At 43.0% G+C, this 26525-nt stretch carries 23 protein-coding genes; 7 read left to right on the top strand and 16 right to left on the bottom strand.

Annotation, left to right across the window (positions count from 1 at the left end; all coding sequences use genetic code 11):
• Nucleotides 1-76 precede the first annotated feature (76 nt).
• Nucleotides 77-1048, top strand: coding sequence for an alpha/beta hydrolase (locus M9194_RS02355; protein ID WP_250610740.1), 972 nt, complete (start codon nt 77-79; stop codon nt 1046-1048).
• A gap of 196 nt (nt 1049-1244) precedes the next feature.
• Nucleotides 1245-1448 (top strand): transposase, encoded by a 204-nt coding sequence (locus tag M9194_RS21805; RefSeq protein ID WP_431769384.1) that lies wholly within the window; start codon nt 1245-1247, stop codon nt 1446-1448.
• Between the two features lie 122 nt (nt 1449-1570).
• Here the strand turns inward: M9194_RS21805 and tssB are convergent, their stop codons facing one another.
• Nucleotides 1571-2089, bottom strand: a complete 519-nt coding sequence (gene tssB, locus M9194_RS02360; protein WP_250610741.1) for a type VI secretion system contractile sheath small subunit — start codon at nt 2087-2089, stop codon at nt 1571-1573.
• A 653-nt stretch (nt 2090-2742) separates the two neighbouring features.
• Here tssB and M9194_RS02365 point away from each other — a divergent pair.
• The gene (locus M9194_RS02365) at nt 2743-4068 is read left to right on the top strand and encodes a hypothetical protein (RefSeq protein WP_250610742.1); all 1326 of its coding nucleotides are present in this window, start codon (nt 2743-2745) and stop codon (nt 4066-4068) included.
• Nucleotides 4069-4557: 489 nt separating this feature from the next.
• Here M9194_RS02365 and M9194_RS02370 read toward each other — a convergent pair whose 3' ends face one another.
• The 3 genes from M9194_RS02370 to M9194_RS02380 all read right to left on the bottom strand — a co-directional run bounded on the left by M9194_RS02370 (nt 4558) and on the right by M9194_RS02380 (nt 7088).
• Nucleotides 4558-4908 (bottom strand): hypothetical protein, encoded by a 351-nt coding sequence (locus tag M9194_RS02370; RefSeq protein ID WP_250610744.1) that lies wholly within the window; start codon nt 4906-4908, stop codon nt 4558-4560.
• Between the two features lie 90 nt (nt 4909-4998).
• Complete coding sequence (locus M9194_RS02375) at nt 4999-5727, bottom strand: substrate-binding periplasmic protein (RefSeq protein ID WP_250610745.1); 729 nt, start codon at nt 5725-5727, stop codon at nt 4999-5001.
• Nucleotides 5728-5867: 140 nt separating this feature from the next.
• A complete protein-coding gene (locus M9194_RS02380) occupies nt 5868-7088 on the bottom strand; it encodes a multidrug effflux MFS transporter (protein WP_250610746.1) in 1221 nt (406 codons plus the stop codon).
• Nucleotides 7089-7202: 114 nt separating this feature from the next.
• Between M9194_RS02380 and M9194_RS02385 the strand changes: the two genes are divergently transcribed.
• Entirely contained in the window at nt 7203-8090 is an 888-nt protein-coding gene (locus M9194_RS02385) for a LysR family transcriptional regulator (RefSeq protein ID WP_250610747.1), read from the top strand.
• Nucleotides 8091-8279: 189 nt separating this feature from the next.
• A complete protein-coding gene (locus tag M9194_RS02390; RefSeq protein WP_250610748.1) occupies nt 8280-10127 on the top strand; it encodes a putative bifunctional diguanylate cyclase/phosphodiesterase in 1848 nt (615 codons plus the stop codon).
• 25 nt (nt 10128-10152) lie between these two features.
• Here M9194_RS02390 and shyA read toward each other — a convergent pair whose 3' ends face one another.
• The 8 genes from shyA to M9194_RS02430 all read right to left on the bottom strand — a co-directional run bounded on the left by shyA (nt 10153) and on the right by M9194_RS02430 (nt 19061).
• Entirely contained in the window at nt 10153-11457 is a 1305-nt protein-coding gene (gene shyA / locus M9194_RS02395) for a peptidoglycan DD-endopeptidase ShyA (RefSeq protein WP_348772024.1), read from the bottom strand.
• Nucleotides 11458-11779: 322 nt separating this feature from the next.
• A complete protein-coding gene (locus M9194_RS02400; protein ID WP_250610749.1) occupies nt 11780-12079 on the bottom strand; it encodes an isoamylase early set domain-containing protein in 300 nt (99 codons plus the stop codon).
• A 145-nt stretch (nt 12080-12224) separates the two neighbouring features.
• The gene (locus M9194_RS02405; RefSeq protein ID WP_250610750.1) at nt 12225-12848 is read right to left on the bottom strand and encodes a hypothetical protein; all 624 of its coding nucleotides are present in this window, start codon (nt 12846-12848) and stop codon (nt 12225-12227) included.
• A 192-nt stretch (nt 12849-13040) separates the two neighbouring features.
• Nucleotides 13041-14786, bottom strand: coding sequence for an alpha-keto acid decarboxylase family protein (locus M9194_RS02410; RefSeq protein ID WP_250610751.1), 1746 nt, complete (start codon nt 14784-14786; stop codon nt 13041-13043).
• Between the two features lie 84 nt (nt 14787-14870).
• Nucleotides 14871-15935 carry a MaoC/PaaZ C-terminal domain-containing protein gene (locus M9194_RS02415; RefSeq protein ID WP_250610752.1) on the bottom strand — a complete coding sequence of 355 codons (1065 nt, stop codon included), beginning with the start codon at nt 15933-15935 and terminating at the stop codon, nt 14871-14873.
• 10 nt (nt 15936-15945) lie between these two features.
• Nucleotides 15946-17310, bottom strand: a complete 1365-nt coding sequence (locus tag M9194_RS02420) for an acetyl-CoA hydrolase/transferase family protein (RefSeq protein ID WP_250610753.1) — start codon at nt 17308-17310, stop codon at nt 15946-15948.
• A gap of 6 nt (nt 17311-17316) precedes the next feature.
• Complete coding sequence (locus M9194_RS02425; protein WP_250610754.1) at nt 17317-18183, bottom strand: HpcH/HpaI aldolase/citrate lyase family protein; 867 nt, start codon at nt 18181-18183, stop codon at nt 17317-17319.
• Between the two features lie 239 nt (nt 18184-18422).
• Nucleotides 18423-19061, bottom strand: coding sequence for an outer membrane protein (locus M9194_RS02430; protein WP_250610755.1), 639 nt, complete (start codon nt 19059-19061; stop codon nt 18423-18425).
• Between the two features lie 371 nt (nt 19062-19432).
• On the opposite strand from M9194_RS02430, the gene M9194_RS02435 reads away from it, so the two are divergent.
• On the top strand, nt 19433-20338 hold the full coding sequence (locus M9194_RS02435; protein ID WP_250610756.1) for a LysR family transcriptional regulator: 906 nt from the start codon (nt 19433-19435) through the stop codon (nt 20336-20338).
• Between the two features lie 310 nt (nt 20339-20648).
• Complete coding sequence (locus tag M9194_RS02440; RefSeq protein WP_250610757.1) at nt 20649-22019, top strand: YjiH family protein; 1371 nt, start codon at nt 20649-20651, stop codon at nt 22017-22019.
• Nucleotides 22020-22110: 91 nt separating this feature from the next.
• Here M9194_RS02440 and M9194_RS02445 read toward each other — a convergent pair whose 3' ends face one another.
• The 4 genes from M9194_RS02445 to M9194_RS02460 all read right to left on the bottom strand — a co-directional run.
• Nucleotides 22111-23481, bottom strand: coding sequence for an NAD-dependent succinate-semialdehyde dehydrogenase (locus M9194_RS02445; protein ID WP_250610758.1), 1371 nt, complete (start codon nt 23479-23481; stop codon nt 22111-22113).
• 63 nt (nt 23482-23544) lie between these two features.
• Nucleotides 23545-25188: an acetolactate synthase large subunit gene (locus tag M9194_RS02450; RefSeq protein WP_250610759.1), complete on the bottom strand. Its 1644-nt coding sequence runs from the start codon at nt 25186-25188 to the stop codon at nt 23545-23547.
• 220 nt (nt 25189-25408) lie between these two features.
• The gene (locus M9194_RS02455; protein ID WP_250610760.1) at nt 25409-25615 is read right to left on the bottom strand and encodes a hypothetical protein; all 207 of its coding nucleotides are present in this window, start codon (nt 25613-25615) and stop codon (nt 25409-25411) included.
• Between the two features lie 152 nt (nt 25616-25767).
• A partial coding sequence (locus M9194_RS02460; protein WP_250610762.1) for an AraC family transcriptional regulator occupies nt 25768-26525 on the bottom strand: 758 nt, incomplete at its 5' end.

The following is a 26525-nucleotide window of genomic DNA, read 5'->3' on the forward strand; positions in this document are numbered from 1 at the left end:
AGGATCATGTAAACATCTCCAAGGTTTTCTCTACATATACTCCTTTTAATACTTTAAAAAGGGCAAGGAAAACCAAATGAAAATACAAAGAGCAAACACAATTTCAGACATTTTATCAATGAAGCTTTTTGCAGTACTACTGATATGTTTTTTAGCTTTTCATTCATCCACAATTTTCGCACAAATAAACCATCCTTTTGACAACTATATATATGCCCCAAACGGTGATCATGAACGACAATCTCTACGCTTTTACTCTCAACCAGCTGCTATGGGAGTAAGACCTGTTCTGGTGTTCATTCATGGCGGATACTGGCGAGGTGGTAGCAACGAACCAAATCCCATAATCGGTGAAATAGCACAGCAAGGTGGAATGCATTTAGCCTCTATTACCTATCGGTTTGCAACGGATACGGCGCCTTGGCCAGCTCCGGTACAAGATGTGAAAACTGCGGTGTCATGGCTCAAAGCTAATGCCTCAATGTTACGAATTGACCCCAATGCCATAGTATTAGTCGGTGAATCCGCCGGAGGGCACTTAGCCGCACTAGCAGGACTTAGTGGTGACCGATTTGATACCAATATTTATCCTGGATTTAATGGCGATATTGCCGCAGTGATTTCCCTTTTCGGGGTATACAATATGAAATTTACGCTAGACTACATTGAAGGATTAAACAACACACTCCACACGTTAAATTGTGGCACAGAAGTAGATGTTTGGACAATCGGGGAGCTGGTTGATTGCCCACTAAATGATTACGACCCTAACTCGTTTGTTCAGTGCGAAGCCAAATTATTGGAAGCCAGTCCAATCAGTTACGTTCATCATAATAGCCCTCCGATTTTTACCGCTCACGGAGCTTTAGATTGCGCATCACCTGTTAGCCAAGCCATTGAGTTTAATTCTGAGCTGGTTAAAAAAGGGGTCGTCCACAAAACCGTTGTCCGCACTAAAGGAGAGCATAGTACTGACAGCTTACAACTGAATATCAAAGAGATCCTAAGCTTCTTATACAAGAGTAAAGTTCCAGTACTAGTACCTTAATTGTGGCTCCAGGTTTTGTGCTGTCGTCATTCAAGAGCATGTCGACCATAAAAACCAAATCAGAACTCAGCAAGCCAGTTTGAGCCAGCATTATAGTTGGCTCAAACTACTTACAACTGGTGAAGATTACGAGCGTTTTGGCTGCTTATATGTCTTCCCCGCCGCTTGATAGGTATGCTTCTGCCTGACTTTAACCATGCCTGATGTCTTCTGGCATGTCCATTTCGTCAGAAAGACTCAGCACCCTAAATCCACCATTAACTACCTCGGTCGCTATCTCAAATGTTCCCCGATTTCTGGGACAAAGCTAGCCCATTATCGCGGGGAAACCCCGCTCTCCTTTCGTTATCTCGACCATCATACTGGAAAATATGAAACGGAGCATCTCACCCAACAGTAGTTCAGGCAGTGATAGTTAGGAAGGTGAAGGAGACACAGCACTGTGTGATTGTACAAATAGAATTTTGTGAAAAAACCTCTCGAAGAGGTCTTTAGAAAAATAAATTGCTTCTAATTAAGAAGTTATTTATTTTGAAGACATATAATGAATTTTTCTAAGTTGGGAATGTTTTTTTTAAGCTTATCCAATGCTTCACTATCTGAAAAAATGCTGTCCATCAATCGTTTAATATCGCGACTATTTTCAATATCCTTCTCAAAGCTAGTTAACATAGACTTACACTTTAGCAAGTTATTAATCTTTGGAATGTTCTTCATTATGCTCTCTGGTTGAAAGCTCTTTATAGAGTCAACTTTAATGTTATAAGCCACTAACGCTCCCTCGTTATGATTCATTACATCTGGTATACGGATATTCAAACAAATATCCATGTCCTTAAGAACCATATCTATTCCAGATTTTAAACTCCTAATTTTTCTAACTTCCAATGCAACATTTTGATCATTCGAGAGTCCAGAAGAAAAATCCCCTAACACCAAGACCTTGAAGGGAAGCTCTTTACCTTTTTTAAGCTCACCATTTACTCTAGTGTCATAAGCTATCATAAATCTAGACTTCGGAATAATGCCATTAACGCTCATAAGCTCTCCACTCTATGAAAATTGACATCAAACATTAACCTTTCGATTTAATATATGCATTATTTGGTTTGGCAATGCGATTTTATTATAAAATAAGACCAAATAAAGAATAAGAATCGAACGTACACTATATTTTCATAGGATTTATCATAAGATTTATCATAGGAGGATATCTTACCGGACATATTATATAAAATACAATTTAATTAATCTAACAAATAATAAAGGAAAAATTACAAATGTTATAATTTCATTGAATAGAATTTTCTCACATGGATCATTATTATGTAGTATCAATTAAAATATAGCACTTACTGTTTGAATTTAAAGGAAAAATGAACGCTAACAATATATAAAGAAACTCTAAAAACACAAAAATATTATTTTTGTTATTTATAAAAAATTTACAAAAGTTAGGTCATAGGATAGAAGCCACTTAAATATCTATCTCAAATAGCTTGACGAATCACATTACTGACATTATTATTATATAAGTACCAACTATCCTCTTTGAAAAGTCTACTTCTAATCAATAAATGAAAATTCATTATTCTATATACATAAAAATCCTAATTAACTTTCAATAGAAAGTTCATAATCATATTAATTCTTCTAAAGTTAATCTATTCATGCCAATAGAGATAAGGTAAGTCATGTCAACTTTTACTATTTTTTTCCATGGAACAGGATCTAACTCAACAGACCTTAATAATACAGATGCTTATTTTCAAGGAGAACTAATATCCACCCTAGCCAGTTTAGCTGAAGGAAGGCTGTTTTTTGACTACTTAGAGGTGGATGGCGTAGGTAGTGGCAAGCAAGATGAGTGGCTCAAACCAACAAATAATAGCTATGGGAATGAACGTCTTGGTCGTGATAAATACCTCGGTAATGGAATTCAAAGCAATATGGAATATGCTAAAGGTATTGTGACTGCAAGGCAGGACTTCTCAAAATATGGACAAGAGCATTACATAGTTAGAGCTAAGCGGCTATTGCACGATATAAATGACCAAGCAGAAGTTAAATCATTAGCGGCTGATCTATACCATGCAGATAAAAGCCGCCTTGCATTACTGCAAAGACATCGATGGGAAAATCCGATCACGACAGTCAACTTAATTGGTTGGAGCCGAGGAGGGGTAAGCTGTTTTGAGTTTGCCAATTACCTTTATCGCGACCCAAAAACACGAGACATAAATATAAATATCTTTGCTTGTGATCCAGTTCCTGGAGGAAGAAATAAATTTAAAAATTACAAGCACTTAAATTCAAATGTTCGCCAAATAGTATGCTTATTTGCTGAACATGAACGTTCCACTGGCTTTAAAGCGAGAATGCCAACCTTACATGGAAGCACCAAATCATACGTTAGCTTTATTCCTGGTCGTCATGCGACATTAGTGGGTAATGCACATTCAGATGGGGCCAAAAGTGGTCTTGTTATAGCCAAAGGCCCATACTTTATCACCCGAGACTTCGCTGAAAAAGCCTTGACTGGCTGGGGAACTCGGCTCCGCCAAGTAACGTCTCTCACTCAATCAGAGCTAATGGCTATCTACAACAGAATCATAGCCAATGAAGATGTTTACAATAATATGGGCTCGAGCACTTATATTCCAAGTCTGGGTTCTATGAGCAACAAAAAGAAATGTCGAAATGCCTACAATGCATTAAGAGATACAAAAAACTCGATGAACCCATATGATGCCCATAGGAAAATGATGAGCAAGAAATCAGCAGATATCACATCACGAGTGAAATACGATACAAAATATCATCGTCCGATAAGTGCTGGAAAGATAGATATTGACGGACTAAATAATAGAAGTAAATTTAAGCCATATATTTCCAAACATCACAAAGATACGGTAGAAGGTCATCGATATGTGTTGACGGGTAATCCAAAGTTTATTGATGTAGATCCGTTTGAGACTAAAATGGATGAAAACATAAATATCCAAGAGTCGTATTGTTGAATACCCAACATACTGGGGAATAGTTTGAGTAGAACGGTCCAGTTACCTCGGCCGTTCTACTCACACAAAACCCCTATAGGCTCTTTGACATGTCCCCCAGCCTGGCCAATTATTTATCTCAACGATCCGAACAAGATGAGAGTGTTCAACAATAGCTTGTGTTATCAAGGGATAGTGCCAAATGAACGTATTGAGGGTAGCTACATAAAAAATACGGTCAAACTCCTGTCCCTGATTGGATGATGACCCAAGAGCTCAAGTTAAACAATACGCCCAATAACCCTAACGTTTTCTTAAGGCGAGAGCTGGTAAGACCCCAGAACTCTATACACTCTCAGCTTCTGAAAATACTGTTTTTCGCACTCATTTAGTGACAGCCCACCATTAGTACCTTAATTGTCGCTTCAGATTTTGTGCTGTCGTATTTAAGAGCCTATCGACCAGCTTCAGCATTAAAGCTGGCTCAAACTCACTTACAACTGGTGAAGATTACGAGCGTTTTGGCTGCTTATATGTCTTCCCCGCCGCTTGATAGGTTTGCTTCTGCTTGACGTCAAACTGACTATCGAAGAACCAAGCAACAAACTTAATGACATCATCGCCAACATTCATAATGTGCTCAACGTATTCCTGCTCGTTACCTTGTTCATCCGGTTGGGTGGTCACGTGGTAAATGCGCTGCTCTCCCTCAGCATCAGCTAATGCAAATTGACCAGACAGAGACTGGGCAGCGGTCGCGATTTCTTCATCTTGGTTTTCTTTCAATAATTCAAGCACTTGTGGCAAATCTTCTGCTTCACACAGAGTCACGACTAAAGATTCAAATTCGTTTTGTTGCATTACTTTTACTACCTTGATAATTTGCCGAGCATTGTAACCCTAAGTAGTAACAAAGTGCAGTAATAAGGCACGATTTAGCCACTTGCTCAGCTAATGAGCGCCGTACTTGGTTAACACTTCAATAAAAGTACCGTTTGACTTGATCTCAACCAGGCCCCGATTAAATATTTGTATTAATGCTGTGGAGCTTGGGTTAGCTTTGCTTGATGCGATATGGAGAGTTTTATAAGAAACAGGCAAACCAGAAAACTGATAGTTATCTCGGTTCAAACCGTATTTTTCTATTGTCGCTAGAATGGCTAACTTATCCCCAATAGTGAGATCGATTCGATCTCGCATCAGCTTCTTTAGGTTGGTAACCAGATCATTGACTTCAGCTTTATCAAAATTATCTGCTTTATCAAACGACTCACCATAGTTATACCCTCGAACGACTCCGACTGTCTTACCACTTAAACTCTCCAATCCAGAAAACTCAAAGTCATCCGTCGCCCGTTTGACAATGACCACCTCGTTGGTCAGGTATGGCTCACTAAATAGTAAATATTCCGAGCGTCCAGCCGTGTACCAAGCGGGTAATAATAGGTCGGCATTCCCATGCCTGACCATAAGTAACGCTCTCGCCCATGGAACAACCGTCATATCCAGGACACTACCTTGCGTCTTTAACGCTTCATCTACAATTTCTACGGCAATACCAGGTCTGTTTGGGTCTAATGTAATGAATGGCGGCCACGGGTCAGATACTGCCGTGACAACAGAGGCATGAAGAGTGGGTAATAAACCAAAACTCAGCACTAAGGCAACAAGCAATTTCATGTTGTTCGTTCCATAAACGCAATTCACTCCAATTATGCTCAACTGAGTGAGTATCTATATCTATCACTCACTTATTAACTAACTAAACTATAGTCGATAGGAAAAATTGCAGTATACGATACGATTTGGTGATATGTCGTCTATTTGGTCGCCACAACCGAATGATGTGCCTCGAATTGCTTTACGCCACCCAATGTTTTTAGCAGAACCGCAGCCATAACCACACTGATAAGCAGATAAAAAGAGCCGACACTTTGCTGGCTTGAAACCCACCATTTCACAATGTATCCACCTGCAATACCTGCAACCCCCATTTGAACTGCGCCGCTTAGTGCTGACACGGCCCCTGCTTGCTTCTTATGTGGCGCTAATAACATGCTAATCGACAAGGGAAATGACAGCCCTTGAGCAATCGTCATAACGGTCAATGCACCTATCAAGTTAACTAACGATAGTGGAGTAACGATAAGCCAAATTCCTGACAGCGCAATGAGGCTTATCGCGAACATTAACACTTGGCTGGTCGACAAATAGCGATTGAGAATATGCAGACTTGAACTCCCCATCATCAATCCGGCTGAGGGGATGATCATATATAAACCGTAAGATTCGACCGTCAAACCCAATTCCTTTTGCAGCAGGTAGGGGAACACAGATACCGAAACAACCGATGCCAAATAGGTAAGCCAGTTATAGCTTGCACTAGCAATGACCTGCGGCTCTCTCACTAAGTGCCAATAATTGGATAATACTGCAACGGTATCGAAGCGTTTTTTCGGATAAGGTAGGGTCTCTGGTAACAGCCAAGTCCCCAGCACAAACATAAACAGTAGGTAAATGAGTACAAAGCTAAATACCGCTTGCCAGCTGATATGAAATGCAAGCCAGCCACCCAATGCGGGTGAAATAACAGGGATTATCGAGGCTGTCATTGCTAGATAAGTCATAGAGCGAGTTAAGTGGGGCCCTTCATAACTGTCACTTAGCACACTTCTCCCTAATACAGAGGCACTACCCGCTCCCAAGCCTTGTAACACTCTCCCGACAATCAACCACTCAAAACTGTTGATAAACATCACACACATAACCGTGCCAAACAGGTACACGCCTTGGCCAAGGATGAATACGGGTTTGCGGCCGATAGCATCTGAAAGCGGGCCATAGAAGAGTTGAGAAACACCAAAACACACCAAAAATGCCGTCACCAATATTTGTGCGTCAGCCCTTGTTATTGACAAAGCTTCACTTATAAGTGGTAATGACGGTAAGTAAATGCTCACACCAACCTGCCCCGTCGCGATAATCATCAGGGCGAGTAACAACGGAGCTTTATCAAAGCTATTATCATGTGTGTTTTTCATAAAAACGATATTCTGTTCCCTTTCCATAGGAACAGTCTATATTCTTAACCTATAAATGATAATAAAGCATTCAGGAATTGAATTAATTCCAAATAAGAACTAATAAGGCAAGGTATGGATTGGATTCAAAGTGTTCAAACCTATTTAAAAGTAGTGGAAGAGAAAAGCTTTAACGGCGCAGCAAGAAAGCTAAATACCACCAGCTCAGCGGTAAGTAAAAGGATTCACTGGTTAGAAGAAAGAATTGGTGCCCAATTATTAAAACGTACCACACGCTCAGTCACTCAAACTGAGGCAGGCGCACTGTTTTACCTGCGGGCCAAAGACCAGCTCGATGGATGGCAATCGGTGGTGGATGAGACTCGCTCAGTTAACCAAACGCCTGTCGGTCTGTTAAAAATCGGGGCAACGTTGGCCGTAGGTTCCAAGTTCTTAGTCCAATATTTAAATGATTTTTTGCTGAAGTATCCAGATATTCGTATCCAGTTGACGACGACCACACCAGGCCAATTGCCGGAACTGAGTCTCGATGTCATCATCAGCCGAGAAGTCGAGCAAATCAACTCTCTGAGCTTTATCGCTACACCTTTGTACGATTACAAAGCAGGTTTCTATGTTTCACCAACGTATATTGACCGGTTTGGTTGTCCAGAAACGGTTGAAGAGTTGCAAAGCCATAATGTGCTTATCTGGGGGGAGAGGCCGCAACGTGAGATAAGGCTCTCACAAGGCAAGAGAATTATGCTTTCTGGGAATTTTTTTACCACTAACCCAGAAGCAATATTCTATGCCGCCAAACATGGACTAGGTATCTTGCTGTCTGGCGATATGATGATTCGTGATGAACTATCGCAAGGCATACTCACTCGAATTCTTCCCGACGTTACCGCCGATGAAGCTGTCGTCTATGCTTATTACCCCAAGTTGGACTACAAACACACGCGTACTCATTTGTTTCTCAACTACTTAAAAGAGCGGATGAAAGAAAACCCACCGCTATGACAAAAAAATCCTAGCAAAAAAGTGCTATAAAAACTTGCGCTCTAACTGCATGAATTTGGCTAACAATTCGCTGAAGGTAAGATGTAGTAAGGAATTTCAATTGATTTTTATGCAAATTGATCCATATTCATAAGGAGAATATAACTAAAATATTGTGAACTTGGTTCACAACAACGTGAGTTAACCAGTATGGCTAGTGAAATAAAGGTTAGCGGCGAAATTATCAATTTTGGAACGATTAATAATATCTTACTCTTAGAAGGAAATCAGTTACTGGATGAAGTGACTCAAGTACTACATCAGCATTTTAAAACTTTCAGTACCAGTATCGTAGAAATTGATAAGCTGCACTACAACGCTCGGACATTATCCCACTCTTCAATAAGAGAGACATTTTATGAAGAGTCTTACCAACTTCAAGGCACTCCCTGCGAGCATGTTGTTAAGTCCGAGCAACTTTTCTTTCTTTATCCATCTGATCTACAAGGAAACTTCCCTTCAGACACCAGCATTAGCCAACACAACATCATGGCTTATCTTGGCATCCCTTTACGGGCAAAATCAGGCGAAGTCTTGGGAATATTAGCATCGAAATTTCAGCATCAACTCATTGATGCTGAAATGGTTATCCATTACCACCAAATTTTGGCGAATGTCGTAGTACATGGGCTGAGAATCAAGTGGCTTACTGAACGATCTGATTATTTAGTCAACCAGCTCAGCTACGAAGTTTCTCACGACAACTTAACCGGATTAATGAACCGTAGCTGTCTATCTGACAAGTTAGAAACGCTAACAAACTCGACTTTAGAGTGCTTTACACTCGCTTATCTAGATATTGACAACTTCAAACATATTAACGATGCACACGGAAACTACATTGGCGATCAGATCATTAAGCATGTGGCAAAAGTCGTCGCACAAAATGTACCAGAGACTCATCTGGTATTTCGTATCGCCGGAGACGAATACGCCTTCATCACTTTTTCCAATGATCCCTTGGAAATATGTAAAAAAATCAACGAGCAATTACAATCTGGTTATTCAGATTCTTCACGTCATATAAAGTTAAGCGTCAGCTTTGGATTAGCCCGCAAAGCAGAGCAACACATCAATCCCGACCAGCTGATTCTCAACGCAAGCCTTGCTTTAAAATCGGCCAAGCAATCTTCCTCTCAACATACCTGCTGTTACGACACTCAGCTTAGCGTTCAGTACTACCGACGCAACATGATCATTGAAGCCTTAAGGTACGCGTTAGAAAGTACCGACGACACTAGCAATCAAATTTACGTTGTGCTGCAACCCATTGTGAAAAAGAACGTCAGTGATTGGAGCCACTTTGAAGTCTTAGCCCGTTGGAAAAATGACACGCTTGGAGATATTTCCCCGATTGAATTTATAGAGGCGGCGGAGGAGTCGGGGCTTATCAAAGAATTGGGCGAACGCATCGTAGAGCTGGCCTGTATGGCAAAGCAACAATTTGAAGCCAAATTAGGTTACAAGATGATGTTTAGCCTCAATTGCTCTGCACATCAACTGAGCGCTCCATCTCAATACCTTGAACATCTCACCAGCACCATCCGCCGGTTTGGTTTCTACCCTCATGAATTCACCATCGAGCTGACAGAAACCGTGCTGTTAACCAAAACCAATCAAGTGGAATCAATACTGGGGAAACTCCGTACTCTAGGGTTTAAAGTTGCGCTCGATGACTTTGGTACCGGTTACTCAAGCTTAAACTATATACACAGTTATCCTATTGACTGTATAAAAATAGACGCGACCTTCATTCGCAATATGCTTCATAATCAAACATCGGAAAGAGTGGTATGGTTAATCATCCAACTTGCTAAACAGCTAAACGTTGAATTGGTTGCCGAAGGGGTTGAAGATGAAAAAGCGCTAGAAAAATTGCACGCGATGGGCTGTGAACAAATACAAGGCTTTTATTATTCACAACCTAAAGCGACCCAAGAAATGATAGACATATTGTCTCAAAAGCCAAACAAAAAGCTTTGTGTCATCAATGGCTAAACTCGCCTAGCTCATCAAAACATGTTTAGCTATCTAGTCCCGGCGTACTGTTCGTCGCCAGCTGTAAATGTTTTTCATTCAAAATTGCGTCTAAGCGTTTGCGCTCAGCAATAAACTCTCGCATTTCACTTTTTGGCACCGAATGCGCCATAGGGATTTTCGCTGTCACGGCATTCACTGGACGGCCTTTCACAATCAACTCATAGTGAATATGCGGCCCAGTCACACGACCGGTGCTGCCAGAAAGCGCAATCTTTTGACCTCTGGACACTCGCTGACCTTTTTTGACCAACACCTTGCTCAAGTGGAGATAGCGTGTTTTGTAGTTATTACCATGTTGAACAACCACATATTTTCCGGCGTACGGGTGATTTCTAATTAAAGTCACGACCCCATCTCCGGTTGAGACAATTGGCGTTCCAGTCGGTGTCGCCCAATCTGTACCATTATGCGGTGCAATTCTCCCCGTCACTGGATGACGACGCGTGGGATCGAACGAAGAGCTCATTCGATAACGGCCAACAAAAGGCTTGCGCTGGAACGCTCTTTCTAAACTGTGGCCATCTTTGTCGTAGTACTGTCCGTCTTTATACAAATAGGCGGTGATGACTTGACCACGATTAAACAGCTTAATGGCTTGTATTTCTTTGCTACCTGTTGGCTTGCCAGCAACAAATTGACGCGCTTCTACTACTTCGAATCTATCACCTGCTCTAAAGTCACGGGCGAAGTTTATTTTGTCCCCAAGAATCGATACGATTTGGTCGATTTCATTGCTGCCAATACCTAATTTGTTGACCGATTGAGAGAAGCTTCCTTGAATCGTGCCAACTAAAGGGTATTGTTTCCAGGTGCCAGGGACAACGACATCTTTATAGTCATAACTACCATCGTCTAGTCGAGAATACACCGCGCGTTCAGCCAAACTGAACTCAAGCTCCATTTTTTGCAGATATTTATGATCGGCTGAACGCCAAAATCTCAAAGTATCACCAGGTTGCAATGTATCGAGCTTTAAGAAGTCCAGATCGGTTTCCATAATTTTCATCATCTCTTTGTATGAAAAACCGAGTTTGTTAAATATCACACTCAGACTGTCGCCAGATTTAATGACATACTCGTAATCTGGCATATCGACGGGTGGAGGAGTCACATCAAGAACTGGATTGCTGTCACTAAGCCGAGGCACGCTTACCGACACAGAGGCATTCGAGAGATCGTTGTTGAGAGAGGTCAATGCCACCGCTGCTGCTACTGGTAAGACGGTAAATAATATCTTTTTCTGCATAGGTAACGCAGAAAAACGCTCAACAATCAGCTTGGATACCACAAGATTCCTCGAAATAACGACTAAATAAGCTGCAAAGACTAAGGCTTTCTGAATAAAAAGTCACCCCCTAAAGGTCCCTTCCCCTCTAGAATCGAAGCACCTTAACACCTCGTTTTTGATATTTTACAGTATGATAGGCTAAACATTAATACGATAAGATTTCGATCAAACTAGGCGGGGCTTAGCGGCATCGGGCTTTTCAATTGTGCGACAAAAAAGACGCAACCGCGCCTTTTTAGTCTAATTTATCTAGCAAAAGACATGTTACAAATTGTTATGTCCTCCAAAGGCCTAAAGAGCTAGGCCTAGGTAATGGCTAACATTACTGATAGGTGGAGACTAACCCATTGTCCTCGCCATGCCCATTGGGTTTATATTGGTCAGCATGAGGATCGTTCAGCCACTTTTCATCGTCTATCAAATAACGAAATTCAAACTGCCCATCTTTAGGTAAGCGAGCTTTATATTTGTAGGTTTTCGTTTTGGCGACTTTCTTCATTTCGACTGGTTGCCAATCCAAAAAGTCGGCAACCAAAGAGATGGACTTGTTTGCCTGCTCTGCTGGTACTTCAAAAGTCACCTCTACTTCATTTTTAGTTTTAAAAAAACGTTTGCTGATCATCCTAATACTCCCTACGCCTACTAATATGTGAACCATGTCATATCAAAATCAAGATTAGATAATAGGCAATTTCACTGAGTTCTACAATAGACACTATACATGTCAGTAGGTTAGCCATATTGAGCGAGAGAAGTCCTGTTTCGCGTTAACGCTGATTTTTAAGTGTGCTCAACTGGTAATGGTCCGATACCGCAACAATGACAGATCGTACGCGGTTCATCGAATTAGACAGAGAGCTATCGTCTGCCACTTCCATGCGAATTAAATCGCCTTTTGACTCAATCGCATCCACGCTAATGCTATCTCCAATCCACTCACTGTCCACTAAAGTGACAACCTCGGTACTAGGATCAAAGGAAAACGTACTCAAATAATACCGCTGGGCGTTGCCGCCATCAGACAGAACAACAATAGCACTGTAAGCTTTTTCATCATGGTTACCCAACGGCAGTACCGTTTCGATATCGATTTGCACAAGTCCTATTGAGCTGCCATTGTTATATCGCCCCGATGCCATGTGCGTTGTATAGTCAACGCTCTCGATATTCGCCCGAGCTTTGGTTTTTGGAACGGTGATAATAAGAGGCCGGGTAGAGCTTATCCCAAACACCTGATAAAGGATGGGTTCACCGGGTTGTGGCCCACCACGGCTATTCATGTCGGCAATCTGACTCGATTGATATAGACGATAAATGACCAATATCACTGCCACAATGGCTATTAACGCACATAGCTTAGTGATAATCGAACCTGATGTCTGGGCCTTCATTGCTTTCCACTTTCAAACACACCTAACATGAGTGTATTCATTCTGTGAATATTTTGCTTATACGAAAAAAATTATCGATTCGTAAAATGTAGGGAAACTTAGAAATGAGTCAATGTAATTGGGCAACGATCTCGCAACACCACGCTGTTTCCGTGATGTAGCTCGACCGTTACGTCTGATGAAAAAGAACATCTATTGATGATGCTTGCTGCTTTTTCGAGTGTCCCAAGTGCGCTCGGCTTGTTCAAAGTGCTTGCCTGTCGCATTAAACAAGAAGTCACAACCTTTTGGTATCCTATCTGCTGGCACGACAACCTCAATGTATACGCCCGTATTGGCATTGCTCGCCTCACATAATGCAGATTCAAGCTCACCGAGTGTGGTGACCCGACGAGTTCGCCAGTGACAACCGAGATCATTGGGTAAGTTGGCAAAATTCCAAGTCGGAATATCATTGTAGTTTTCATCAGGGTAGCGATTAGTCACTCTTTCGGCTAAATAGCCGCCATTGTTCACCACAATAAAAATAGGTTTTGCGCCATAGCGTTCAAATGTGCCCAGCTCCGTTGCTGTCATTTGATGGCCGCCTTCTCCACAGATGATAACACAACGCTTGTTTGGCTCTGCAATACAGTTTCCTAATATGGCTGGCGTGCCCCAGCCAATTGCGCCCCACGATAGCTGCGCTTCATGCTCTACATCATCAGGTAGCTCCGCGCGAGCAGAGAAACACATTGACGCCATTGCCGTATCCGAAACAATAATATCGCCTTCTCTGATGAACTCTTGCAACCTTTCATACAACGGCTCGTAATCTATTACATCGTCTAGTTGACCACTGGGCAGTCCAATAGCCACGTCGCTCACATCCAAAGAAGGGCATGATTCAACGAGCTGAGTCGAGAACTTGCTGGTCAAAGCATTCAGTACATCGTTCATTTCTACATGGTGGTAGACCTGTTGTCCGATGGCCGTCGAGTGCGGATTGATTTTGATTAAGCTACTGCGATCGAAGCGCAAAGTATGGAGGCCGTTGTTAAAGTCATGGTTTTCGGTCGCGAGTGCGACGATGCAATCGCTTTGCTCCACCCATGTAGTGACCGCCGAATCTGCCCAGCCGGACCAATGCCCATTATAACTGCCTATGTAATTCGAATGCTGCATAGAGAACACGCCGCGATCTTGGTTGGTTTCAGCAAACGGCAGGCCCGTTTTTTCAACAAATTTAAGCGCTGATTCCACGGCGTTGTACCGACGCAGTGAATAACCTGGTAAAACGCAACTTTGCTTAGCAGTATTTAAGCGTGAATAGATTTCCTCAACCACTTTTTCTAGCGTTGCCAGATCGCTTTGTGGCTGCTCCAAAGGAATGTCGAGAGCATGTTCAGGAAACACCACTGGAGAATTAGGCACGTCACGTGGAAATGCCAAGTATACCGGTTTAGAGTAATACTTCATTGCCGCTAGTACGCGCCGAGTCTCGTAAACACAGTTTTCAGGGGTAATGACCACAGCGCTGTTCTCACCAGCAGTGAGAGGGCGAATCATATCAACAAACACATCATAGCGAGGTGATGGATCACCAACCATATGGTGATAACGTGTGGTGCCGTCTTGCTCGACTAGACTGGGCATACCCGCCAGTGCGATCACTTTTGAGTTCTCCGCGTGAGCACCAGCAATCCCGCCAAACGTGCACAGCTCCCCAGCGCCATAAGTGGTCACTAAAACGCTGGCTCCTCTAGTTCGCGCGTAACCATCTGCCGCATAACTCGCGTTGAGCTCATTTGAGCATCCAATCCAGCGTAGCTGCTTATCATCCATAATGGCATCACACACTGGGTAAACAAAATCACCTGGCACCCCAAAAGCATCGGTAATTCCAAGCTCTTTAATTTGACCAAGTACATATTCAATGACTGTCATTTCGTTATTCATAATCAGCAACCTTTTATCCAAGTGCCATTGGGACTGGCACTTGTATTATTACGAGAGATTCAAAAATCGATAGGATTTGCAGCCTTAGTAGCCTGCTTTGTCGTATGGACCTTTACCTTTGCGATAAACCAGTAGAGTGCGATTAAACGACAGCACCACATTGGCGTCTTGGTCATAAGCACGGGTGATGACCGTAACAATGCCTTGATCAGGTCGAGAGTTGGACTCTCTTTTATCAATGATTTCGGAAGTCACACTCAGCTTTTCACCCGGAAACAGTTCGCGATGTAACTTCATATCGGTCCAAGCCAAATTGGCGACCACTCTGCCAAGCGCCCTTGTGGTACAAGCGGTCATGGCTCCCATCCAATAGGCTTCGGTTACTGGGCAATGACCATTTTTACCTTGCTCTGGAAAGAATTCATTGTAGTAAATAGGGTCAACATATTTGGGGCTCCATTCCATTGAACGCTGCGCATGTTCAATGGCTTCCTCCGGACGCACAATTTTGTAAGCCGCGTGCTGGTAGACTTCACCAGGTAGCAAATCCTCATAATAAATACCTACCGTTTCTTTTAGCGCGCCATCTTCTTCAAGTTTGTAGGCAGAGAATTTTTCATCGGTGAGATCATAATTTAGCTCAGATTGACCATAGTATGGGTGACGGCCTTTTTTATAGATGCGGATGTTGTAATTGACCTTAGTGACCACCTCACCTCTTTGATTTACACCTCGAGTTTGCACCGTAACCAAACCACACTCAGAGTCTTCAAGGTTTTCCACCGCTAGCACTTCACTTTCGCCATACAAGGTGTCTCCACCAAACACGGGTTTGGTCATCGCGATATTAGTGAATTCCACAATACGGTCTTTACGGGCAAAGGTTTTCCAGCTACTTCCAATGATTTTTTGCAGCGTCATGGTGCTCACCCCCAAACAGTGTCCCCATTCGGTTTGTGACGCATAATGTTCATCATAGTGAAGCTGAGCAGAATTCATGGTATCTGTGGCTTCATCAACATTGTCTTGTTGACTAATAGTGATGCCTGGGCGATGACGAAATACCTGACCTTTTTCAAACTGTTCAAAGTCCAATCCAAAGGTTTCTCGGTAAGTGTTTTGATTAATTTTTGCGTATGCACTGAACATGATTGACCCCTTATTTAATTAAACCCATTGTTTTGGCTTGCTCGGTTAATTCTTCTCTGAAGCTTGGATGTGCAAGGCTAATAAGCGTCCTCGCCCGTTGGCTATTGGACATGCCGGCTAAATTGGCGCAGCCAAATTCTGTGACCACGTGTTGAACGTCGGTTCTTGCGGTAGTAACTATGTTGTTGAGCCTTGGCACAATTTTGGAGAGTTGACCGCCTTTTGCAGTAGACGCGGCGGCCAAGAAGCTTTTGCCTCCATTAGAGCCGCTTGCTCCACGAACAAAGTCAACTTGTCCTCCCGTTCCGGTGATTTGTTTCCAAGCCACCGATTCCGACGCAACTTGACCAAACAAATCAATTTCGACAAATGAGTTGATAGATATCATGTTGTCTATCTGCTCAATCACTGCCGCATCGTTCACATATGACGCGGGGTAACAGAGCATCGATGGGTTGTTATCGAGCACATCGTAATATTCTTGGCTCGGTAACATTGCCACATTGAATACCGTGTGGTGACGATGCAGCTTTTTGTATTTATTGGTCACATTGCCATTGTTAATCAGATCGATTTGAGAACTGCACAGAAGCTCGGTATGAATGCCGAGATCATTTTTCTCCAGCAAAAACTTACCTACCGCATCAGGCACGCCGCCGATACCTAACTGAATACAAGCCCCATCAGGAATATGGTTGATGATGTGCTCGGCAATAGCGTGGTCGGTTTCTCTTGCAGGTTTGTTCGGCAGAATCAACAAATTGCTGGTATGTTCAACGATGGCATCAACGTCACTGACATGGATAATGCCGTCGCCAAAGGTACGTGGCATTTTCTCATTGACTTCAATGATGATGCGCTTGGCACGTCTTGCTGCAGGAATGGAAAAACTGCCATCCAACCCAAAGCTAAAGTAACCATGTTCATCCATTGGCGAGACTTGTAACATATGCACATCTGGGTCACCTTCTTGAGTCAGAAAGCCAGACTCCATATGACTAAAGTGGCCCGGAATAAACTCTGGGTATTGCACTTTGCCAAGGTGGTTTCGCGCCGTTTTTAACAAGGTACCAATTTCACCACCCATAAAAGGAAGCTGTAGGTGAATGGTTTTTAGGACTTCTGGGTCGTTAAAAAAGCTCACCACTTCAGCTGAGCTACGGAATAAATAGGTCTCAATTGGGTGGGAGAATAAGCCATTTTTTGCCGCTTCAGCATACGCTTTACTGACCGCGACAGGGGTTCCGGCGTAACAACCAAAAGTGACAAAGTGAGCATCTGGCAAAAAGCGTTCGATCGCTTGTTCTGCAGACATGAGCTTAGATTGATATAGATCTTGAGCTCGGCTAGTGGGTGTCTTTTGTTGATTCATCATAAGCTCCTAATATTCACATCCGACTCTTTCAAGAATGTCTTGGCTTCGTTTTACCACCGGGATATCCAGCATTTTGCCTTTGTATTGGCAGGCTGAGCCGTTGGCTTGCTTGAAGGTAATGAGTATCTCTTTGGCTTCGTTGACCTCTTCTTCTGAAGGTAGAAACGTCTTGTTAATAGGCGCTAGTTGGGCTGGGTGGATAGCAATTTTGGCGTTAAAGCCCATCGCTTTAATTTGCTGGGTTTCTTTGATTAGCCCTGGCTCATCTCGAAAGTCTAAATAGGGAACATCCCACGCCACAATGCCAGCATATTTCGCCGCTTGAACGATACGTGCGCGATACACTTGCGTGTTGTCAAAGGTAAGGTCTACGCCTAAATCTGCCGCCAGATCCGCACCACCAAAACCAATCGCAACCACATCAGGATGAGCAGCAATTTGATGAGCGTTTTCAAGCCCTACAGCCGTTTCTATCGCCGCGATAAACTGAACGTTTTGCTTTTTGCCTTGGTTCAGTAGCTGCGCATACAACTCGATTTCTTGTACGTTTTGTACTTTTGGTAGAAACACAACATCGGGCACGACTTTGTCTCGAACTAAACACACAATATCTTTTAGCCCAGCATGGGTACTGATAGCGTTAATACGGACTGCTGTGATCATAGGGTGATCGGACGGAATAGATGGATTGTGTTGTAGATAGTCAATCAATATCTCTCTTGCTTGATCTTTGTAGCGTAGAGACACCGCATCTTCTAAATCTAGCACCACCATTTGTGCGCTTTTATTCGATCCTGATTTTTCAAATCGTTCGGGTCGATTGGCTGGCGTGAATAACAGTGAATTACATAATTCGGGTCTTACTTTTTTCATTGTGAACCCCACTTAGTAGAAAATAAATTAGGTCTTAACGGACGCCTTCCAATTTATTTCTGGTAGGGATGTTTAAACACAGAGGATTAAAAAAAATCGATTGCGCATTTTGCAACAATCGAATTATATATTTGTTATCAACCACTTAATAAAGGGGTGGAATTTATTGGATATAAAAGGCAGCAGAGTTTTAACAGCCACTGCCTTTTAGCATTAAAATATTAGGTAGGAACTTAACGTTATTTAAACTTGTATTGTACGCCGACCATAAATGTAGTGATTGAAGGGACTACTCTAGAATCTCCTAGAGCTTGACTATTACCAACCGAGCTTGCGGTATCGCCAAAGTAGTGTGTTGTCGATGCGTCGAAACTCAGCTGTTCATTAACGTTATAGCGAACGCCTGCTCCCAGCAGCGGGTTAAACTCTGATGAGTCATTATTGTGGCCGTTACCATCGTAATTGATGCTAGAGAACATAAGTGCCATGCCACCTTTACCAAATATCGACCACTGTTTATTAACGTGATACGCGGCAAAACCCGCGAAGTCCCAAGCTGCGGTACGCGCTTTCACGTTACCGGCGGTGGAGCTCACATTCGCGGTGCCAAAATAGGTATAGCCACCTTCTAAGCCCCCCGACCAATTATTCTGCACATCACTCTCATAGCCATAGGAAAAGCTGTAGGCGGGTTGTACATCTGATGACGTCGATACGCCTGTATTTGATAATACGGGCACACTTTGATATCCCATTCCCATTGAACCTGAAAAATAGCTGCTACCTGCAAACGCAGACGATACCCCTGCCACAGATAGTCCAGTTACTAGTAGGGTGGATGTTACAAGCTTTTTCATTGGTAGGTTTTTGCTTTTCATTGTTTGAATAACTCTTAAAAGTAGTATGTAAAAGTGACCAGAATCACATATCTGGTGAGGAGGCATACTATCAGCATTCAGTAGTGGTCGGATGAGAGAAATTGCAAAATTAACATCAAGATGGTCAGTGAAAAGCAAATTCGTGCCATAAGATCTAAGTCAATGATTAGCAGTGTTAATTTTATATCTCTTAATACAGATTCCGCACATCAAACCATAAAATAAAACTATTCAACATGACGTTCTGCCATCGTTTGAGCATGTATATTGACGTTGCCTTACTTATTTGCGCCTTACCTATCTCGCTGAAATTCGCATCTTGAGGTGAGTTAGGTATATAGTATTGCGGTACGCCATTAAGAGAGCAAAATATGTTATCTATAGAATCATTACCCTATCTTATTTCTGTTGTTGAGTGCGGAGGCTTCTCTGCGGCCGCAGACCAGTTAAATTGTGCTACCTCGACGGTCTCTAGGCACATTCAGCAACTGGAAAAAGATCTGGGCTCGGCTCTCTTTATTCGCCACACCCGTAAGCTCTCTTTAACTGAGGAAGGACGAATCGTATATGAAAGAGGGTTAGAAATATGCTCTCAAATCGACATGATGGAGAGCGCTGTTTTCAATCGACACCAAGAAATAAGCGGATTGGTCAAAATCAGTGCCCCGCACTGGATGTGCGATAACTACATCGCGCCTTGCTTGCCCAAGCTGCATCAAAAGTGGCCTAAGTTAAGTATTTCGACAACGATAGAAGCTGGCTATATTGACCCCTATTTAGCAGAGCATGATATCTATATTTGCGTCACTAAACCCAAAGACTCATCTTTGATTATGCGGCCGTTTCATTATCCAGAGTTTTGGCTTGTGGCAAGCCCTGAGTACCTGAAAAACAAAGCACCTCTAAATAGCGCAGAAGATCTACATCATCACGATATCCTGGGGCTCAAACGTTCTAATAAGCATGCGACTTGGAGTTTTAAACATAGGGATAAGGAAGACGTGGAAACGTTCGATACCTCAGGGGCGTGGTTCACCTATGTCAGCACTGGCATTGGATATAAAACATGCTTAAACGGAGGGGGACTGTGTGTTGTACCACGAGCTCAAGCCGAGCATGATGTAAGGCAAGGGTTATTACGAAGATTGTTGGTCCAATACAGCTGGAGTACCCTAGGCGAGGATCAGGATTCGTATATTGTCTACACCAAAGAAAGCGCGCAAAGCCCAAGAGTCAAAGCCGTCATTGAACATATCTTAGACAACATAAACAGCTAGTTAATACGTAGAATTTAGTCAATTATATGGCGAAAAATGCGTGCTACTCACCTAGTCGGTCCTTTCTAATTCATATAGCATACGCTATTCCCAAATCACACCAAGGTACCGAATGCAAGGCGGTTCATGTGACTTGGGAATAGGTCAAAATGAATGTGACACTCGTGCTATACCAATCATTTGATGAAAAATAAATAATCACAAAAAGTGAATAATATTGCATTTTATTTTTTAAATGGATATTATCCCTGCAATCCCATTTTCTAGAATTAGTCTGTAGACTTAACCGTCTTAATCATTAGGAAGTTTTATGGAAGAAAACGTTCAACACCTGGACAGTAACCTAAATAAAAATAGTCTTTGGTTGTTTTTAATCCCTTCTCTTATCGGCATTTTTCTATTTATGGTTCCTATCCACTATCAGGGTGAGTTAACCATTCCCGTAGCGGTATTAGCAAAATCCATCAGAAGCTTTTTTGGCGACAGCTTGGTTGCCATTAGCACAGCGATTATTGCCCTTATGTCCGTGGCCTCTGTTTTAGTCAAATTGCTACAGCCCAAGTTGATTACCAACAACCCATTTTTGAACAATTTGTTAAACCCTAGCATGACATGGTTGGCGGTACGTGTGATCGGTGGCATCTCGGTGGTGCTTAGTTTTTATCAATTCGGCCCAGAAATGATATGGAATGAAAACACAGGAGGCTTGGTGTTACACGACCTGCTGCCAACATTGTTTTCTGTATTTTTATTCGCTGGACTGCTTCTGCCACTATTACTCAACTTTGGATTGCTAGAGTTATTTGGTGCCTTACTGAGCAAAATCATGCGCCCAGTATTTAATTTACCTGGACGCAGCGCTATAGACTGTATGGCTTCATGGTTAGGCGATGGTAGCGTAGGTATTTTGCTCACCAGCAAACAATACGAAAACAAGTTCTACACTCAACGTGAAGCCGCCGTGGTAGGCACAACCTTCTCTGCGGTTTCCATCACATTCAGCCTAGTGGTGATTGCACAAGTTAACCTTGAGCACCTGTTTCTGCCTTTTTACGCAGCCGTATGTCTAGCTGGCATTGTCGCGGCGATCATCATTCCCCGCTTGCCACCATTGCGGAATAAAAAAGACACCTTTATTGATGGTACCACCCGAGACAAAGACATGGACGCACTACCAAAAGGCCATACTAGTTTCTCTTGGGGTATGGAGCTTGCGCTCAAGAAAGCCTCTCAAGTCAAATCCGTGAAACAAGTTGCCAAGGAAGGAGTTGAGAATGCGGTTGATATGATTTTTGGCGTGTTACCCGTTGTAATGGGCCTTGGTACCATTGCTCTGGTTATTGCAGAGAATACTTCGGTATTTAGTGTGTTAGGCCAGCCTTTCATTCCACTGCTCAAGATGATGGGTGTCCCTGAAGCCGTCGCGGCATCAAAAACTATTGTGGTCGGGTTTGCGGATATGTTTATTCCTTCCATCTTGGTAACGCCAATTAGCAACGATATGACAAGATTTATCGTCGCAGCAATGTCGGTGACCCAGTTGATCTACATGTCTGAAGTCGGCGCTTTGCTGCTTGGCAGCAAAATCCCAATCAATATCGTTGAGCTGTTTATTATTTTCATTTTCAGGACATTGATTACCTTGCCCGTCATTACGGCTATGGCGTATCTGGTTTTTTAATGAATATTTATGTGCTATACCCCGTCGCTGGGTATAGCAAAAGTGCCCTCATTACGAGGGCACTATCAAAACCAAGACAACAAAGTGCGCCCTAGTTGACAATCACCGTTTTCACATTCATAAATTCATGGATGCCTTCTGCCGACAACTCTCTACCAAACCCTGATTCTTTAATCCCACCAAATGGCAGACGTGGATCAGAAGCCACTTTGGTGTTCACCGCACACGCACCTACCTGTATTTTCTCCCGAGCAATACGCTCACCTTTCTCTAAATCTTGGGTAAATACAGCGCCAGCTAAACCAAATACTGAGTCGTTGGAGATACGGATCGCATCTTCTTCATCTTTTGCTTTCACCACGCACACAACGGGGCCAAATAGCTCCTCGTGATACGCTGGAATACCTTCTTTTACATCAACCAGTAATGTTGGTTGATAGAAATACCCTTCTCTTTGCAAAGGCTTACCACCTAATAAGCAGGTGGCGCCAGCGCTGATGCTACGTTGGACTTGGTTATCAAGTTCATGCATCAAGTCTTCACGCGCCATAGGGCCGATATTGGTCGATGGGTCCATTGGATCATTACACTGATACTCTTGGACTTTCGCTTTTACCTTTTCAACGAAGGTGTCGTAAATATCTTCTTCCACAATGAGGCGTTTAGCAGAAATACACACTTGACCGGCATTATCCAAGCGCGATTCAATGCATTGAGACACCGCATGATCCAAATCGGCGTCTTTTAAAATCACATATGGATCACTGCCACCTAGCTCTAGCACTACCTTCTTCAAGGCGGTTGCCGTTTCAGCTCCCACAATAGCACCAGCTTTACCACTTCCGGTCAACGTCACGCCTTGGATAAGTGGGTGCTCAATGATCGCCTGCACGACATCAACGTCAATCACTAGACTTCTGAACAAATGCTCTGGGAAACCCGCTTCCTGGAACAAGGCTTCAATTGCCAATGCCGCCCCCGTCGAGTTCGGCGCATGTTTTAGTAACGCTGCATTGCCACCCATGATGTTCGGTACAGCAAAACGCAGTACTTGCCAAAACGGAAAGTTCCAAGGCATGATGGCAAAGATGACACCAAGTGGCTGATAAGATACATAGGTTTTGCTATGTGCAGCTTGAATTTCTCTTGGCTGCAAGTGGCCTTGCGCCGTCTCCGCATAATACTCACATAGGAAGGCACACTTTTCGATTTCACGTAATGCTTGGGTAATGGGCTTACCCATTTCTTGCGTAATGATTTCAGCGTATTTCTGGCTATCTTTTCTCAGTAAAGCCGCAACATTTAAAATCAGCTTACGCCTTGTTTCCCAGCTGCTCTCTCGCCAATCTTTCTGCGCCTCTCCAACCTCTGCAATAACTGACATGACCTTTTCTTCGGACATGATTGGGTAACTATTTAGTTGAGTTCCAGTAGATGGGTTAATGACATCTAATGTTTTCATAGTGCATACCTTTCGTGTTCGATAGCGCTATTCGCGCGTATCAGTAATTCGCTATTGCCTGTGTTATTTCACTGTATCGTTTAAGTGATGGAATAACTTCATGTTCTCGCTGTAATCGACAGGAATGACGATCACCGTTGGTTTCGATGTCACCGAAAATGCTTCCTTAAGCGCTGGAATGAGCTGCTCTGTAGACTCTAATCGAATACTGTGGCAACCAAACGATTCAGCGACGCTTTTGAGATCCGGATTTTCCAAGCCCACATGTGGAGAATACTCGTTGAAATGCATTTCTTGCTTCCACTTTATCAGCCCGTAGTTGTGATCTTCCCAAACCAAAGTGACAAACGGTACCTGCAAATTCACCCCTGTCGTGAGCGCTTGAATACTCATCATAAAACCGCCATCACCACACACGGCAACCACATTTTTTTCTGGGTATAAACGCTTAGCTTCTAGTGCGCCTGGCATGCTACCACCCATCGAACAAAACCCGTTGCTGATAAAGCAGGTTTTTGGCAAACGCGCACCATATTGTCGGGCTACCCACATTTTGTGCGCGCCGACATCACTGACCACGATATCAGTATCAGACAACGTCGCACGGAGATCCTGCAAGATACGTTTTGGCTTCATTGGGAAGTGACTATCACATTTGTCGCTGTCCAAATCGTGTTTGATCGTTTGCTGAATCTGTTCGAAGTAAGGGGATGGCTTGCAATGCTGGTCTTTTAACGAGCTGTTAAGCTGCTGTAGTATGGTTGGGATATGGCCAACAATTTCTAAGCTTGGCATATACTTCATATCGACTTCTGCTGTCTCTGGACCGATATGAATAATTTTCTTCTCTTTTCCTATATTCCAGCGAGCAGGTGGGTACTCCACCAAATCATAGCCAACACAAATGACGAGATCCGATTGTTCAAAAGCTTCTATCACCAAATCTTTCATGCCCATACCAACGCAATGTAAAGAGCGTGGATATTGATGGGAAATCGCGCCCTTACCCATAAAAGTATGAGTGCTATAGATCGATGACTTTTCGGCAAAAGCGTTGAGCGGCTTGTCGCCTTCACTCACCACCGCGCCATGACCGACAAGTAGAATCGGCTTTTCACTTTGCTCCAACAACCCTAACGCTTGTTGAATGTGATGCTCTGAAGCGGAAATTTCGAGTTCGAAGTCCGCTGGTTTAAGTGGCAACGCATCAGTGTCATGGTGAGCTATGTCTTCAGGCAACTCAATCAGAACCGCACCTGGGTTACCCGAGGTTGCAATTTTAAACGCCTTGGCAACCACTTCAGGGATAACACTGGCATCTCTTATCGTTGTAGACCATTTGGTCACCGATTTAAACATCGATACCGAGTCCATATTCTGATGCGACTCTTTGTGTAAGCGAGCACTGTCCGCTTGACCAATAATGGCAATAAGTGGCGCATTATCCATGTTTGCTTGCGCGACACCTGTGATTAGGTTGGTCGCCCCTGGGCCTAAAGTGGCCAGACAGATCCCTGGGCTCCCCGTCAACTGACCATGCATAGTGGCCATAAAGGCAGCTGTTTGTTCGTGACGTGTAGTGATAAAGTCAATCTCAGAAGATTCGAGGGACATCATCACATCGGCATTTTCTTCACCAGGTACACCAAAAATACATTTGGCTCCCTGAGTTTCCAAACATTTCAAAAGGAGATCTGAAGCTTTCATATAGGTTCCTATCTGTTAGCGAGAACGCGGAATAGAGTTATACCCAAATTACTTCAAGATGCACAATGGGAGGCTGTGTGAATTCTCCACCTTGAAGTAACTTGGGTATATTATCTATAACACAATTGATTCACAGATACATGTATGGCACAGCTTAAGACGGCTGTTTCTGGTCAATTTAAGGTTACATAAATATTAACTGTATACCCTAGTTGACGATCTACATATTCACTTTCTCATCAATAGATCGCTGTTTTTTATGGTTAATCAGCGCCTCTGAGCTATCAATGGCTTTCACTAACTTTGATTCAATCGTAAAGCCATCACAAATCAGAGTGAAAATTACCTCCTTCGCTTCGGGAGATTCAATACATTGAGGCAACAAGAAATCACCTTTCTTTAGGACGGTATAGGACTTAATCATCATCTCGCTCCTTTAGTGAACTTTGTTCGTTTTCAATATTTTATCGTCAACATGAATGACCTAGTTGCACTTTTGAGCCGCATACTAATACTTGTTCGACAACAAGACATATTCCCAAGCTATCCCAAAGTTAAGAATGTAGGCAAGTAGACAAGCTAGCGAGAAAATTTGCTCCGGTACTCTCTTGGTGATATCCCTTTATAGGACTTAAATAACCGGTTGAAGTTCGACTGATTGTTGTAGCCAACACACTGACAAATATAGCTAATACTCAAATGAGTGGTTTCAAGCAGGTGTGCGGCTTGGCTCAGCCTGATTTTTTTTAACCTCTGACTAAAACTCTCACCAAAATGATGTTTAAATATTCGATTTGCCGTTCTGGGGCTGCAATAAATACATTCTGCGACACAACCCAAAGTGATATTTTTCGCATAGTTTTCATCGACAAATTTTGCTATTCGATCCACTTTATCTTGCTCGCACTCAAAGATATCACCTGTACACTGTGTCGGCGCACTTAACGTCACTGCCGTTTTACTGGTCGCCAGAACGGACAGGCACCTGAGTAGAACTGCAAGCTGTTCTAAACTGGAAGTTCCGTAATCAAGAGTTCTAATCACTTGGTAGGCACCCAGTGCCGTCTCCTGACAAAAATACATCCCTCCAAGCGCTTTAAGAAACAACTCTGAGAGTTTATGCATTTCACTACAATGAGTTAGCATGGAGGTAAGCCAGTCTTTATCTAACCATAATAAGTGCCTCTGAGAGCTTTCATCTATTTTATTCAGCCCTTGCAAGCTATGCGGTACATTGGGCGGGATAAGCAGCAAGCTCGCCTTTTCAATATTGATATCCATATTACCCACCCGAACCGTGCCGTTATATCCAATGAGCAACGCCAGCTCATATTCGT

The sequence above is a fragment of the Vibrio sinus genome (assembly GCF_023634645.1).
Taxonomy (GTDB): domain Bacteria; phylum Pseudomonadota; class Gammaproteobacteria; order Enterobacterales; family Vibrionaceae; genus Vibrio; species Vibrio sinus.

What these genes read in the sequence shown, in the direction of transcription:
- M9194_RS02355 (WP_250610740.1), top strand. Translation starts at nt 77, where the DNA reads ATGAAAATACAAAGAGCAAACACAATTTCAGACATTTTATCAATGAAG.
- M9194_RS21805 (WP_431769384.1), top strand. Translation starts at nt 1,245, where the DNA reads ATGCCTGATGTCTTCTGGCATGTCCATTTCGTCAGAAAGACTCAGCAC.
- tssB (WP_250610741.1), bottom strand. Translation starts at nt 2,089, where the DNA reads ATGAGCGTTAATGGCATTATTCCGAAGTCTAGATTTATGATAGCTTAT.
- M9194_RS02365 (WP_250610742.1), top strand. Translation starts at nt 2,743, where the DNA reads ATGTCAACTTTTACTATTTTTTTCCATGGAACAGGATCTAACTCAACA.
- M9194_RS02370 (WP_250610744.1), bottom strand. Translation starts at nt 4,908, where the DNA reads ATGCAACAAAACGAATTTGAATCTTTAGTCGTGACTCTGTGTGAAGCA.
- M9194_RS02375 (WP_250610745.1), bottom strand. Translation starts at nt 5,727, where the DNA reads ATGAAATTGCTTGTTGCCTTAGTGCTGAGTTTTGGTTTATTACCCACT.
- M9194_RS02380 (WP_250610746.1), bottom strand. Translation starts at nt 7,088, where the DNA reads ATGAAAAACACACATGATAATAGCTTTGATAAAGCTCCGTTGTTACTC.
- M9194_RS02385 (WP_250610747.1), top strand. Translation starts at nt 7,203, where the DNA reads ATGGATTGGATTCAAAGTGTTCAAACCTATTTAAAAGTAGTGGAAGAG.
- M9194_RS02390 (WP_250610748.1), top strand. Translation starts at nt 8,280, where the DNA reads ATGGCTAGTGAAATAAAGGTTAGCGGCGAAATTATCAATTTTGGAACG.
- M9194_RS02400 (WP_250610749.1), bottom strand. Translation starts at nt 12,079, where the DNA reads ATGATCAGCAAACGTTTTTTTAAAACTAAAAATGAAGTAGAGGTGACT.
- M9194_RS02405 (WP_250610750.1), bottom strand. Translation starts at nt 12,848, where the DNA reads ATGAAGGCCCAGACATCAGGTTCGATTATCACTAAGCTATGTGCGTTA.
- M9194_RS02410 (WP_250610751.1), bottom strand. Translation starts at nt 14,786, where the DNA reads ATGAATAACGAAATGACAGTCATTGAATATGTACTTGGTCAAATTAAA.
- M9194_RS02415 (WP_250610752.1), bottom strand. Translation starts at nt 15,935, where the DNA reads ATGTTCAGTGCATACGCAAAAATTAATCAAAACACTTACCGAGAAACC.
- M9194_RS02420 (WP_250610753.1), bottom strand. Translation starts at nt 17,310, where the DNA reads ATGATGAATCAACAAAAGACACCCACTAGCCGAGCTCAAGATCTATAT.
- M9194_RS02425 (WP_250610754.1), bottom strand. Translation starts at nt 18,183, where the DNA reads ATGAAAAAAGTAAGACCCGAATTATGTAATTCACTGTTATTCACGCCA.
- M9194_RS02430 (WP_250610755.1), bottom strand. Translation starts at nt 19,061, where the DNA reads ATGAAAAGCAAAAACCTACCAATGAAAAAGCTTGTAACATCCACCCTA.
- M9194_RS02435 (WP_250610756.1), top strand. Translation starts at nt 19,433, where the DNA reads ATGTTATCTATAGAATCATTACCCTATCTTATTTCTGTTGTTGAGTGC.
- M9194_RS02440 (WP_250610757.1), top strand. Translation starts at nt 20,649, where the DNA reads ATGGAAGAAAACGTTCAACACCTGGACAGTAACCTAAATAAAAATAGT.
- M9194_RS02445 (WP_250610758.1), bottom strand. Translation starts at nt 23,481, where the DNA reads ATGAAAACATTAGATGTCATTAACCCATCTACTGGAACTCAACTAAAT.
- M9194_RS02450 (WP_250610759.1), bottom strand. Translation starts at nt 25,188, where the DNA reads ATGAAAGCTTCAGATCTCCTTTTGAAATGTTTGGAAACTCAGGGAGCC.
- M9194_RS02455 (WP_250610760.1), bottom strand. Translation starts at nt 25,615, where the DNA reads ATGATGATTAAGTCCTATACCGTCCTAAAGAAAGGTGATTTCTTGTTG.